This window comes from Streptomyces sp. NPDC004266, assembly GCF_042874095.1.
Lineage (GTDB): Bacteria > Actinomycetota > Actinomycetes > Streptomycetales > Streptomycetaceae > Streptomyces.
This window is the reverse complement of the sequence record NZ_JBIAMM010000005.1, coordinates 62523-74722: the sequence shown is the minus strand read 5'-3', so window position 1 is coordinate 74722 and position 12200 is coordinate 62523. Positions and strand designations below refer to the sequence as shown.

At 72.9% G+C, this 12200-nt stretch carries 11 protein-coding genes; 1 reads left to right on the top strand and 10 read right to left on the bottom strand.

Features of this window, described 5'->3' with window-relative positions:
• Window positions 1-111: 111 nt before the first annotated feature.
• Window positions 112-1149, top strand: coding sequence for an ABC transporter permease (locus tag ACFYUZ_RS13995; RefSeq protein ID WP_389308683.1), 1038 nt, complete (start codon window positions 112-114; stop codon window positions 1147-1149).
• A 79-nt stretch (window positions 1150-1228) separates the two neighbouring features.
• Here the strand turns inward: ACFYUZ_RS13995 and ACFYUZ_RS13990 are convergent, their stop codons facing one another.
• The 10 genes from ACFYUZ_RS13990 to ACFYUZ_RS13945 all read right to left on the bottom strand — a co-directional run bounded on the left by ACFYUZ_RS13990 (window position 1229) and on the right by ACFYUZ_RS13945 (window position 11794).
• Window positions 1229-2110, bottom strand: coding sequence for a S1 family peptidase (locus tag ACFYUZ_RS13990; protein WP_389308681.1), 882 nt, complete (start codon window positions 2108-2110; stop codon window positions 1229-1231).
• A gap of 45 nt (window positions 2111-2155) precedes the next feature.
• A complete protein-coding gene (locus tag ACFYUZ_RS13985; protein WP_389308679.1) occupies window positions 2156-3022 on the bottom strand; it encodes a S1 family peptidase in 867 nt (288 codons plus the stop codon).
• Between the two features lie 197 nt (window positions 3023-3219).
• A complete protein-coding gene (locus tag ACFYUZ_RS13980; RefSeq protein WP_389308677.1) occupies window positions 3220-4008 on the bottom strand; it encodes a DUF1684 domain-containing protein in 789 nt (262 codons plus the stop codon).
• Window positions 4005-5321 (bottom strand): NtaA/DmoA family FMN-dependent monooxygenase, encoded by a 1317-nt coding sequence (locus tag ACFYUZ_RS13975; RefSeq protein ID WP_389308675.1) that lies wholly within the window; start codon window positions 5319-5321, stop codon window positions 4005-4007. The genes ACFYUZ_RS13980 and ACFYUZ_RS13975 overlap by 4 nt, the downstream gene beginning before the upstream one ends.
• Window positions 5318-6343, bottom strand: coding sequence for an LLM class flavin-dependent oxidoreductase (locus ACFYUZ_RS13970; protein ID WP_389308673.1), 1026 nt, complete (start codon window positions 6341-6343; stop codon window positions 5318-5320). The genes ACFYUZ_RS13975 and ACFYUZ_RS13970 overlap by 4 nt, the downstream gene beginning before the upstream one ends.
• A 30-nt stretch (window positions 6344-6373) precedes the next feature.
• A complete protein-coding gene (locus tag ACFYUZ_RS13965) occupies window positions 6374-7348 on the bottom strand; it encodes an ABC transporter substrate-binding protein (RefSeq protein WP_389308671.1) in 975 nt (324 codons plus the stop codon).
• A 30-nt stretch (window positions 7349-7378) separates the two neighbouring features.
• Complete coding sequence (locus ACFYUZ_RS13960; RefSeq protein WP_389308669.1) at window positions 7379-8185, bottom strand: amino acid ABC transporter ATP-binding protein; 807 nt, start codon at window positions 8183-8185, stop codon at window positions 7379-7381.
• Window positions 8182-9066 (bottom strand): amino acid ABC transporter permease, encoded by an 885-nt coding sequence (locus tag ACFYUZ_RS13955; protein WP_389308667.1) that lies wholly within the window; start codon window positions 9064-9066, stop codon window positions 8182-8184. The genes ACFYUZ_RS13960 and ACFYUZ_RS13955 overlap by 4 nt, the downstream gene beginning before the upstream one ends.
• A 77-nt stretch (window positions 9067-9143) precedes the next feature.
• The gene (locus tag ACFYUZ_RS13950; RefSeq protein ID WP_389308666.1) at window positions 9144-10949 is read right to left on the bottom strand and encodes an FAD/NAD(P)-binding protein; all 1806 of its coding nucleotides are present in this window, start codon (window positions 10947-10949) and stop codon (window positions 9144-9146) included.
• The gene (locus ACFYUZ_RS13945; RefSeq protein WP_389308664.1) at window positions 10946-11794 is read right to left on the bottom strand and encodes an amino acid ABC transporter permease; all 849 of its coding nucleotides are present in this window, start codon (window positions 11792-11794) and stop codon (window positions 10946-10948) included. The genes ACFYUZ_RS13950 and ACFYUZ_RS13945 overlap by 4 nt, the downstream gene beginning before the upstream one ends.
• Window positions 11795-12200 lie beyond the last annotated feature (406 nt).

Genomic DNA, 12200 nt, shown 5'->3' with positions numbered 1-12200 from the left:
GTCGCCGTCAGGCGGTCGGCGGAGCCGCCCGGGTGACGCGCGAGCGGGTCCGATCCGCCATTCGGCCCCCACCCGCCTGCGGGAACGCCCCGGGACCCGGAGCGTGGGGGCATGAGTCTCGTCGACGAACTGAAAAGCGCCGTCACCCCCCGAGCCGCCCTGCTCGTCGTCGGCGTCTTCGCCCTTCAGCTCCTGTTCATCACCTCGTACGTCGGGGCCCTGCACAATCCGAAGCCCACGGACGTCCCCTTCGGCGTCGTCGCCCCCCAGCAGCTCTCCGCCGCCCTGACGGAACGGCTGGCGCAGCTGCCCGGCGATCCCCTCGACCCGCGCGCGGTCGCGGACGAGGCCGAGGCCAGGGACCAGATCCTGAACCGGGACGTCGACGGGGCCCTGATCGTCGACCCGCGGGGCCGCACCGACACCCTGCTCGTCGCCTCCGGCGGAGGCAAGGTGCTCTCCGCGACCCTGGAGGCGATGATCACGAAGCTGGAGGCGGCCGACCAGCGCCGTGTGCGGACCGTCGACGTGGCCCCCGCCTCCTCCCAGGACTTCAACGGACTCTCCGCCTTCTACCTGGTCATCGGCTGGTGCGTCGGCGGCTACATCTGTGCCGCGATCCTGGCGATCAGCGCGGGCTCCCGGCCCGCCAACCGGGAGCGCGCGATCATCCGCCTCGGGGTCCTGGCGCTCTACTCGGTCCTCGGCGGTCTCGGCGGCGCGATCATCGTCGGCCCGATCCTCGGCGCCCTGCCCGGCAGCGTCGCGGCCCTGTGGGGCCTGGGCACCCTGGTGGTCTTCGCGGTGGGAGCCGCCACCCTCGCCCTGCAGTCGGTGTTCGGGATCGTCGGCATCGGCCTGGCGATCCTGCTCATCGTGATCGCGGGCAACCCGAGCGCGGGCGGCGCCTTCCCGCTGCCGATGCTGCCGCCGTTCTGGCGGGCGATCGGCCCGTACCTGCCGCCGGGCGCGGGCACCTGGGCGGCGCGCTCGATCGCGTACTTCAAGGGCAACGGCATGACCGCCTCGATGGTGATCCTGTCGGTCTGGGCGGTCGTCGGCGCGGCCGTCACCCTGGTGATGTCCTCGGTGAGGTGGAAGCCGGCGCCGGTTCCGGTCGCCGCGGAGGTGGGCGAGGTCCGCCGGTAGGCCGCGGAGCCGGAGGGCCCGGAACGGAGCGGTCCCTCCGGCCGCCGTCGGCGGCCGGAGGGACCTTCGGGGGACGGGATCAGAAGACGTTCACGCCGTACGCGCTCAGCGCCTCCGTCACGGGCTGGAAGAAGGTCGTCCCGCCCGAGGAGCAGTTGCCGCTGCCGCCCGAGGTGAGGCCGATCGCCCGGCTGCCCGAGTAGAGAGGGCCGCCGGAGTCGCCGGGCTCGGCGCAGACGTTGGTCTGGATCATGCCGTAGACGATGTCGCCGCCGCCGTAGTTCACGGTGGCGTTCAGGCCGGTCACCGTGCCGCTGTGGATGCCGGTGGTGGAGCCGCGGCGGGTGACGGACATGCCGACGGTGGCGTTGGCGGCGCTGGTGATGTCGACGCTGCCGACCGTGCCGGACTTGGTCACCGAGGTGTTGGTGTAGCGCACGATGCCGTAGTCGTTGGTCGGGAAGCTCGACCCGGCCGTGGAGCCGAGCACGGTGGAGTGGGACGAGTTGGACCACCAGGTGCCCGCGCCGTCGGTGCAGTGGCCGGCGGTGAGGAAGTAGTAGTTCCCCGCGCCGTCCTTGACGTTGAAGCCGAGCGAGCAGCGCCAGCTGCTCGCGTAGATGGCGTCGCCGCCGGAGATCAGCTTGTTGAACGTGCCGGGGGTGCGCTCGATGCGCAGCGCGCCCGCGTTGGTGCCGGCCCGGTGCTTGATCTTGGCGATCTCGGCCTGGGAGACGGTGGAGTCGGCGGTGACGACGACCTGGCCGGTGGCGGTGTCGACGCGCCAGGCGGTGCCGGCCACGTCTGCGGCGAGGACGGCGTCGCTCGCGGCGGAGAGCTGGGTGGCGCTGAACGTCTGGGCCGGGTCGGCGCTGGCGGTGGGGACGCCGAGCGTCGCGGCGGCGGCGACGAGGCCGGCGGTGAGGGCGAGCAGCCGGAACTTCTTGGTGGGGGTGGTCACTTCTTGTTCCTCCTGTGGGGGGATCAGTGGGTGTCCGTGCGGGGATCAGAAGAGGCTGACGTTGTACTTGGCGAGCGCCTCCGGCACCGGCTGGAAGAAGGTGGTGCCGCCGGTCGAGCAGTTGCCGCTGCCGCCGGAGGTGAGGCCGAGCGCCTTGGTGCCGTCGTACAGGGCACCGCCCGAATCGCCGGGCTCGGCGCAGACGTTGGTCTGGATCAGGCCCTTCACCGTGCCGCCGCTGGAGTAGTGGACGGTGGCGTTGAGGCCGGTGACCGTGCCGCCGCGGGTGCCGGTGGTGGAGCCGGAGCGCTTGACGGACTCGCCCACGTAGGCGTCGGCCGCGGTGAAGCCGCCGGTGTGGGAGAGCGAGGTGTTGTCGTAGCGGACCAGGGCGTAGTCGTTGCCCGGGAAGCTGGAGCCGACGGTGGCGCCGATCAGGGTCGACTGCGCCGAGTTGGTGTACCAGGTGTTCGCGACGTTGCCGCAGTGGCCGGCGGTCAGGAAGTAGTACGTGGAGCCGCTGCGCACGTTGAAGCCGAGCGAACAGCGGTAGCCGCCGCCGTAGATGGCGTCGCCGGCGCCGAGGAGCGGTTTGAGGACACCGGGGGTGCGCTGGATCCGGAGCGCCCCGGCGTCGGCGCCGGCCGCTCTCTGGATCTTGGCGAGTCCGGCGGCGGTGACGGTGGAGTCGGCGGTGACGACGACCCGGCCCGCGGCTCTGTCCACGTACCAGGCGGTGCCGCCGACTCCGGCGGCCTCCACGGCGGCGTCGGCGCGGGCGAGCCGGGCGGCTCCGGCGGGGCCGGGGGCGGGGGCGGCCTGGGCGCCGGGGAGTCCGAGGGCGGTCGCGGCGGCGAGACCGGCGGCGACGGCGAGCAGGCGGGTGCGGGTGTTCCTCACTGTGCTCCTCACTGTTCTCCTTCTGGGAAAGCGGAGGGGCCCTTGGGTGGTGGCCCGTGAGGCGCCGTCAGGTGACGTGTCCCTGACATGCACCGCCAGTGATAGTGGCCCTCTCCGGCCGGACGCACAAGACCGCGGTACGGACGGGCGCCCCCGGCCGTCGTGGCCGGGGGCGCCCGTCATCCGTATCTCTGCGACGAAAGGCCAGTTCAGGCCGGGTTCAGTCGCCGCTCCCCCGCCGGAACCGCGGTGTCGAGCGTGTTCCCGGGCGGCGGGAACGGGCAGATGAAGTGGTCCGCGAAGGCGCACGGCGGCAGCAGCGCGCGGTTGAGGTCGACCGTCACCGAGCCGTCCGCCGCCGGGGCCTCCGGCCGCAGGAAACGGAAGCGGTAGCTGTCCCGGCCGCTGGTGGCGTCCGCGAAGACCGCCCACAGGGTGCCGTCGTCCTCGACGGCCACCTGGAGGACGTGCTCGCCGCCGTGCAGCTCGAAGGAGAGCTCCCCGGAGAGGCCGAGGCCGCGCTCCCGGCCGTCCGCGTTCTCCACCCGTACGCTGCGCGTCTCCCCGTACGGACGGAACACACCGGGCACCACCCAGCGCTCGTCGTACGGGGTGGCCTCGATGCCCCGGAAGGCGCGGCGCGCCTCCGAGCCCGGGTCGAAGTCCCGCACCGCCCACAGTCCTTCGCGCCGCATCACCACGAGCCGCCGGCCCGCCGACTCCACGCGGGACTCGTGGATCGGACCGTGGTCGGCGGTGAGCCGGACCGTGCCGGCGAAGGGCTTGCCGTCGACGGTGAGCCCGTCCTCGGCGTCCGCCGTCAGGACCACCTCGCCGCCCTCCTCCCGCCACTCACCGGGAATGGCCGGAATGCGACCCTCGGGGAAGTCCGCGAGCCAGTGGGTGCCCGTGAGGGAGAGCGGGCCGTACGAGGAGGCGACCGCGGCCTCGCGCTGCTCGTGCCAGTGCTGCCAGTCCTGCTGGGGATCCGTGCTCATGGTGTGCCACCTTTCCATACCGGGTCGGCGAGCCCGAGGTGCGAGCGCAGCGTGGTGCCCGTGTACTCCGTGCGGAAGACACCGCGCTCCTGGAGCAGCGGGACGACCCGGTCGACGAAGTCGTCGAGGCCGCGGGGGGTCAGGTGCGGGACGAGGATGAAGCCGTCGGCCGCGTCCGTGGCGACGAACTCCTCCAGGGCCGCCGCGACCGTCGCCGGGGAGCCCACGAAGGACTGCCGGCCCGTCGTCTCGATGACCGTCTCGCGGCTCGACAGTCCCTTCGCCTCGGACAGCGCCCGCCACCTCCTCGCCACCGCGACCGGGTCGGCGACCCGCACCCGGCCCTGCACGAGCGCCGAGTCCGGGTCGGGGTCGATGTCCGGAAGCGGACCGTCGGGGTCGTGGCCGGACAGGTCGCGGCCCCAGATCCGTTCGAGGGCGAGGATCGCGTTCTGCGGGGAGACCTGCTGCCGGCGGATCTCGGCGGCCTCCTCCTGCGCGTCGGCGTCGGTGTCGCCGAGGACGTACGTCACCCCCGGCATGATCTTCAGGTCGCCGGGGGCCCTCCCGTACCGCGCGAGCCTGCCCTTGACGTCGGCGTAGAACTCCCGGCCGGCCTCCGGGGCGGAGTGCCGGGTGAAGACCACGTCGGCGGCCGAGGCGGCGAACTCGCGCCCCTCGGCGGAGTCCCCGGCCTGGATGACGACCGGCTGCCCCTGCGGGGAGCGCGGCACGGGGAACTCCCCCTCGATCCGGAACTGCGGCCCGCTGTGCGCGAAGGGCCGCCGCTCGCCGTCCGGGGTCCAGGAGTCCCACAGCTCCCGGGCGGTGGCGAGGAACTCGGCGGCCCGGGTGTAGCGGTCGGCGCGGTCCAGATAGCCGCCGCGCCGGAAGTTCTCCCCGGTGAAGGCGTCCGACGAGGTGACCACGTTCCACGCGGCCCGGCCCGCGCTGAGGTGGTCGAGGGAGGCGAGCCGCCGGGCCAGTTCGTACGGCTCGTTGAAGGTGGCGTTCACCGTGGCGGCGAGACCGAGCCGGTCGGTGACGGCCGCGAGGGCGTTCAGGACGGTGATCGACTCGGGCCGGCCGACGACGTCCAGGTCGTGGATCCGCCCGGCGTGCTCGCGCAGCCGCAGCCCCTCGGCGAGGAAGAAGAAGTCGAAGAGCCCGCGCTCCGCGGTCCTCGCGAGGTGCTCGAAGGAGGAGAAGTCGATCTGCGAACCGGAGCGCGGATCGGCCCAGACGGTGGTGGAGTTGACGCCGGGGAAGTGCGCCGCCAGATGGATCTGCTTCCTGCCCGGAACCGCGCTCATGCGGACGCTCCCGTCGTCGCGTACTGGCCGGCCGGCCGGGCGAGCCCCAGGTGGTCGCGGAGGGTGGCGCCCTCGTAGGCCGTACGGAACAGGCCGCGGTCCCCGAGCCGGGCCACGGTCACCGCGGCGAACCGCTCCAGGTCCCGCTCCGGCACGGCCGGCACGAGGTGGAAGCCGTCGACCGCGCCGCCCCCGTGCCAGCCGGCGATCAGCTCGGCGAGCGCCCCGGGCCCGCCCTCGTAGGCGTCGAGGTCGACGGTCTGCGAGAGCAGGACGCGCAGCTGCCCGGGGTCCCGGCCGTGGGCCCGGGCCCCCCGGTGCAGTTCGGCGCGCAGGGCGGCGGCCTCCTCCGCGGAGGAGGCCCTGATCAGGGCCACGTCGGCGTGGTGGGCCGCCGTGTCCCGGGCGGCCGGGCGGGTGGCGTCGACGACGGTCACCGGATTGCCCTGCGGGGGCCGGGGCACGATCGAGGGGCCCTTCACGGAGAAGGTCGCGCCCTGGAAGTTCACGTGGTGCAGCTTGCGGCGGTCGACGAACCGTCCGGTCGCCACGTCCCGTATCTCGGCGTCGTCCTCCCAGCTGTCCCACAGCTTCCGGGAGACCTCGGCGACCTCGCCCGCCTCCTGCCAGAGCTCGGCGGCGGGCGGCGCCGGGCGGCGGCCGACGAGCCGGGCCTCGGCCCCGGTGCCGGAGACCGCGATGCGCCAGCCCGCCCGGCCCCGGCTCACCCAGTCGAGGGTGGCGACGGCGGCCTGGACGTGGAAGGGCTCGGTGTGGGTGGTGGTGACGGTCGGCACGAGGCCGACGGAGCGGGTCTCGGGGGCGATCCGGGCGAGGACGGCGAGCGCGTCGAGGCCGGGCCCGCCGAAGGAGTCGTCGTGGGTGAGGAAGTCGAGCGCGGCGGCCTCGGCGAGCCGGGCGAGCGCGACCGTCCGGGCGGTGGTGTCCGGGCCGGGGTCGGCCCGGCCGGAGCCCGGGGCGAGCTCGGCGGCGAGGTGGAGCGGTCGGGTGCTGGTGGTCATGCGGTCTCTCTCGGAACGGGTGGGGGCGGGTCAGTTCTTGGTGCGGGGCAGGCCGGGCGGGTTGATCTCCGACTTCTGCACGGCCTCGTTGTCGAGCCCCCACCGCTTGAGGACCTGCGCGTAGGTGCCGTTCTCGACGATGTGGTCGATCGCGGCCGCGTAGGCGGCGACCAGACCGCTGTCCTTCTTCGTGGTGGCCGCGATCTTGCCCTGGAGTCCGGCGCCCGCTCCGGAGAACTTGCCGACGGCCTCGGTCTGTCCGGCGGAGGCCACGTGGTAGGCGACGGTCGGGTTGGGGCCGAGGTAGCCGTCGATGCGGCCGGACTGGAGGGCGAGGTAGTAGTCGGTGGTGTTGTCGTAGTACTTGATGTCGACGCCCTTGCGGCCGGCCTTCTCGTTCTGCCGGGACCAGTCGACGAGGATCTTCTCCTGGTTGGTGCCGCTGCCGACGGCGATCCGCTTGCCCGACACGTCCTCGGGGCCCTTCACCGTCCAGCCGGACCCCTTCTTCGCCTCGAAGGCGAGGTCGTCGAGGCGGTAGGTCGCGAAGTCGTACTTGTCCTTGCGCTCCTCGGTGACGGTGACGTTGGAGAAGACGCCGTCGTACTTGCCGCTGTCCAGGCCGACGAAGAGGTTCTCCCAGGAGACCGGGGTGAACTCGGGCTTCAGGCCGAGGGTGTCGGCGACCAGGGTGGCGAGGTCGACCTCGACGCCGATCAGCGTCTTGTCGTCGGTGGCGCGGAAGGCGAGCGGCGGATTGCTCTTGGCGGAGACGCCGAGGATCAGGGTGCCTCTCTCGCGGACGGCCGCGGGCAGCTTGGCGGCGATCGCGTCGACCTTGGCGGTGTGGACGCGGTTCTGGTTCGGGGACACGTTGATGCCGGTGTCCTTCTGTCCCTCCGGCTTGATCTCGCCGACGGCGGCGTCGCCCGAGCCGCAGGCGGTGAGGAGCCCGAGGGCGGTGAGCGAGGCGAGGGCGGTGAGGACGGCGCGACGGGTCTTCATGGCGGTACTGCTCCTATGGGTGAGTGGTGGTCAGAGGACCTTGGAGAGGAAGGCGCGGGTCCGCTCGTGACGCGGGTTGTCGAGCACCTCGGCCGGCGATCCCTGTTCGACGATCCGGCCCTCGTCCATGAAGACCACGGTGTCGGCGACCTCGCGGGCGAAGCCGATCTCGTGGGTGACGACGATCATGGTGGTGCCGGAGGCGGCCAGGTCCTTGATGACGTCGAGGACCTCGCCGACGAGCTCGGGGTCGAGGGCGGAGGTCGGCTCGTCGAAGAGGAGCAGGCCCGGCTCCAGGGCCAGCGCGCGGGCGATGGCGACCCGCTGCTGCTGTCCGCCGGAGAGCTGCTTGGGGTACGCCTCCGCCTTGTCGGCGAGACCCACCCGTTCGAGCAGCTTCCGGGCCGCCGCCTCGGCGTCCTTGCGGGGGCGCTTCAGGGCCGAGACGGGCGCCTCGACGATGTTCTCCAGGACGGTGAGGTGCGGGAAGAGGTGGAAGTTCTGGAAGACGAAGCCGATCCGGGTGCGCTGCTTGAGGATCTCGCGCTCGCGCAGCTCGTAGAGCCTGTTCCCGGAGCGGCGGTAGCCGACGAGGACGCCGTCCACGCCGACCGTGCCGCTGTCGACCTTCTCCAGGTGGTTGATGGTGCGCAGCAGGGTGGACTTGCCGGAGCCCGAGGGGCCGAGGACGACGGTGACCTCGCCGGCCCGGACGTCGAGGTCGATGCCGCGCAGGACGTGGAGGGAGCCGAAGCGCTTGTGGACGGAGCGGATCTCGACCTTGGCGGTGGCGGTGGCCCCGTCGGCGGGGCCGGCGGTCCTGGTGACGGAGCTCATCGGGCGCTCCCCTTCGCGTAGTGGCGTTCGACGTAGTGCTGGACGACGGAGAGCGCGGTGGTGAGCAGGACGTACCAGGCGGTGGCGACCATCAGGAGCGGGACGACGCGGCCGTTGCGGCCGTAGACGACCTGGACCTGGTAGAAGAGTTCGCCGATCGCCATGACGGAGACGATCGAGGTGCCCTTGAAGAGCGAGATGATCTCGTTGGCGGCGTTGGGCAGGATCGAGCGCATCGCCTGCGGCAGCACGATCCGCCGCACCTGCCGGAGCCCGGGGATGCCGAGGGCGGCGGCCGCCTCCGACTGGCCCTCGTCCACGGCGAGGACGCCGCCGCGGACGATCTCCGCCGCGTAGGCCGCCTGGTGCAGGGCGAGGCCGAGGACGGCGGCGCCCATCTCGCCGACGAGGCCCGTGGTGTCGAAGGAGACGAAGCCCGGCCCGAAGGGGACGCCGATGCTCAGTTCCTTGTAGAGGTAGGCCAGGTTGAACCAGAAGAGCAGCTGGACGATGAGCGGGATGGAGCGGAAGGCCCAGATGTAGCCGAAGGCGACCGACCGCAGGAACGGGCTGGCCGACAGGCGCATGAAGGCGAGCAGGATGCCGATCGCGAAGCCGAGCGCGGTGCCGTAGAAGGTGAGCTGGAGGGTGACCCAGACGGCGCGGAGGATCGTCTCGGTGGTGAAGAAGGCGGCGAAGACGTCCCATTCCCAGCCGGGGTTGGTGACGAGCCCGTGGAGGAACTGGACGAGCAGCACGGCGGTGGCGGCGACGGCCGCCCAGCGCCAGGGGTGGCGCACCGGGACGACCACGAGGTCGGCGGCCGCGGGCGGTGTGGTGGCGGGATCCTTCGTGACGGGCGGATCGCTGGTGAGAGACATGGCGGTTCCTCGGGAACGGGGCACGGGCGGAGGAGGAGCGCGGCTCGGGCGCTCGGCAGGTGGAGGAGGGGCGCGGATCAGGCGCTCAGCGGGACGGGGAGACGACACTCCCGGTCGCGCAGGAAGGTCAGGGCGGCCCGCGCGGTGACGTCGTTCTGCCCGAAGGCGACCCCGCCGGTGCGGGGCCGGGTGAAGGCGCTGCCGGTGCGGGCGGTGGTGTGCGGGCCGAGGGCGAAGCGGCGCGGGTGCGGGCGGCCGTCGTGCTCCAGGATCCGGCCGTCGACGGGGTCGACGACGAGGAGGCCGCCGGGGGTGGTGCGGGTGCCCTCCTCGTACAGGGCGCGCAGCAGCGGGCTGCCGGTGTGCTCCGGGGTGGGGTCGGGGATCCGGGCCTCGACGAGGGCGCGGGCCTCGGTCCACTCGCCCGGTACGGCGGCGGATCCGGCCCGGAAGAGGCCGCGTTCCTCGTCGGTCTCGACGGTGACCTGAGGGCCGAGGAAGCGGACGACTCCGGCGCGGGAGAGCGCGAGGAGCTGCCGCAGCCGGGGACCGGGCGGTCCGGAGGCGAGGTAGCTGAAGAAGCCGTGCCACCAGGCGCCGGGGTCCAGTCGCTTGCCGAGGCGCAGGAGCTGGCCGTAGACGGAGAGCAGGCCGGCGAAGACGGCGGCGTCGGGGCTGTGAGCGGGGTCGTGGCGGCGGGTCAGGTCCTCGGTGATGTAGTCGCGCAGGCCCTGCTGGAGGGCTTCGGCGGAGGCGTAGCGGAGGCCGTCCAGGGGGTGGTCGAGGGCGTCGAGGTCGAGCCGGTCGGCGGGGTCGGGGACGGCCGCGGCGACGACCGCGGCGATGTCGGCCCCGCGCGGCGGTGCCTCGTCGTAGGCCCGCTCGAAGTCGCTCCAGGCGAGCGCGGTCCGCTCGGGGTGGGTGGAGAAGAGCCGGTGGTAGTGGGCCCAGCCGAGCTCCTTGTCGATGAGCGGCCACACGTCGCGCCGGAAGTCGATCGGCCCGGTGCGCCGGAGCAGGGCGTCGGTCTGCTCGGTGCCGAAGTAGCGGGGCAGCGGCGGCCGTTCGCCGTCGAGGACGTAGCCGATCTTCGAGTGGTACGGGACGCCCCGGCGCGATCCGACGTGCAGCACCGGCTCCTTGCCGGAGGGCACGTAGACGAGCTCGTCGCCCTCGCCCTCGTACCGTCCGCCGCGGCCCTCGGTGAGCAGCACCATCAGGTCGACGAAGGCGAGGCCGAAGCCGCGGACGAGGACGGGTTCGCCGGCGGGGAGGGCGGCGAGGTCGGCGTCGGCGGTGAAGTCGGGCGGGAGGTGGACGAGCCGGTGGCGGGAGGCGAAGTCGGCGAGCCGCCGCTGCTCCCCGTCGGGTTCGGCGTCGAGGTGGCCGACGGTGAGGACGACGAGGTCGGCGAGGAGGGGGACGGCGGTGCCCTCCAGCCAGACCCGCTGGCGTCCGTCGCGGGGGCCGCTGATCCGCAGGGCGGTGGTGCGGTGCTCGTGGACGGTGACGGAGGGGGGCAGCGCCGCGCGGGCCCGCTCGTACACCCAGCGCAGATAGGCGCCCTGCTGGGGGCGGCTGGGGAAGGCGCGGCCGTCGAGGCCGGCCCATTCGGCGAGGGTGGGCCCGGGGCGGACGGGGCCTTCGAGCTCGACGGTCTCGTCGGTGAACATCGTGACGTCCTCGGCCCGGGAGTTCATCCAGAGCAGCGGGGACTGCGCGGTGCGCCAGATCCGGCCGGGTCCTGCCGGGTGCGGGTCGACGAGGTGGACGTCGAGGGGCTCGTCGCCGTACAGCTCGGGCAGGTTGGCGGCGAGCCGTTCGAGCAGGCCGGTCCCCCGCGGCCCGGCGCCCACGATCACGAGGGAGGGGCGCGGCCTCATCGCGCACCGGCCGTGCCGCGGGCGTAGTGCCGCTCGACGTAGTGCTGGCCGAGGGAGAGGACCGAGGTGACGGCGACGTACCAGAGCGTGGCGACGAGCAGCAGCGGAATGATCTCGTACGTGCGGTGGTAGACGAGCTGGGTCGAGTAGAGCAGGTCCTGGACGGCGATGACGGAGACGATCGAGGTGCCCTTGAGGGTGCCGATCAGCATGTTCCCGGCGGGCGGGACGATCGCGCGCATGGCCTGCGGCAGCACGATCCGGGAGAGCCGGCGCCACCGGCCGAGGCCGAGGGACTGGGCGGCCTCGATCTGGCCCCGGTCGACGGAGAGGATGCCGCCGCGGACGACCTCGGCGGCGTAGGCGGCCTCGTGGAGGGTGAGGCCGATGACGGCGACGGCGACGGGGCCGAGGAGGTTGACCGTGTTCACGCCGAGGATCTGCGGGTAGAGCACGCCGATGTTGAACCAGAAGAGCAGCTGGACCAGGATCGGGGTGGATCTGAAGAACCAGATGTAGCCCCAACTGACGGCTCGGAGAACGGGGTTGGCGGAGAGTCTGAGGACGGCGAGCAGGGTGCCCAGGACGAAGCCGAGGACCATGACGAGGGCGGTCAGCCACAGGGTGAGGCCGAGGCCGCGCAGGACGGACGCGGAGGTGAAGTACTCGGCGACGACGTCCCACTGGAAGGCCTTGTTGCGGACGACCGAGACGAGGCCGAGCGCGAGCAGGACGAGGACGGCGGCGGCCGCGGTCCACTGACCGGTGCGGCGGGTGGGGACGACGCGCGGGGGCGGTTCGGCCGGCGGGGCCGTGGAAGGGGTTTTGACGAGGGTCGCGGACATGCGGGGGCTCCGTGGATGCCAGAGGATCGAACACGGGGTGCGCCTTCACACGCGCTGAGCCGCGGAGCCGGGCCCCTCAGCCCGATCCGCCCTTCGAGGCTATGCGGTCAACACGGCCCGCTGTCAAGGCTGTCCGCACTGTGAGCCGTACGTCTCATCGTGGTTGACGCGGGACCGGATGCCTGTTCCACTGGGGCCATGCATCCGCAGCAGCTGGTCACGCGCTCCCACATCGACTTCGGTCGCGTGTGGTCCTCTTCCTGTTGAGCCGACCCCTGCTTCGCCCCGCCCGCGTGCTGTCCTCCGCGGCGCCTTCACACCCCAGGCCCCTCGTGAGCGCCTGAGCCCTCCCCTCCCCTCGCCACGCCCCGCCTCCTCCTTTTCCGGCGGCTCCCGCCTGCCCTCC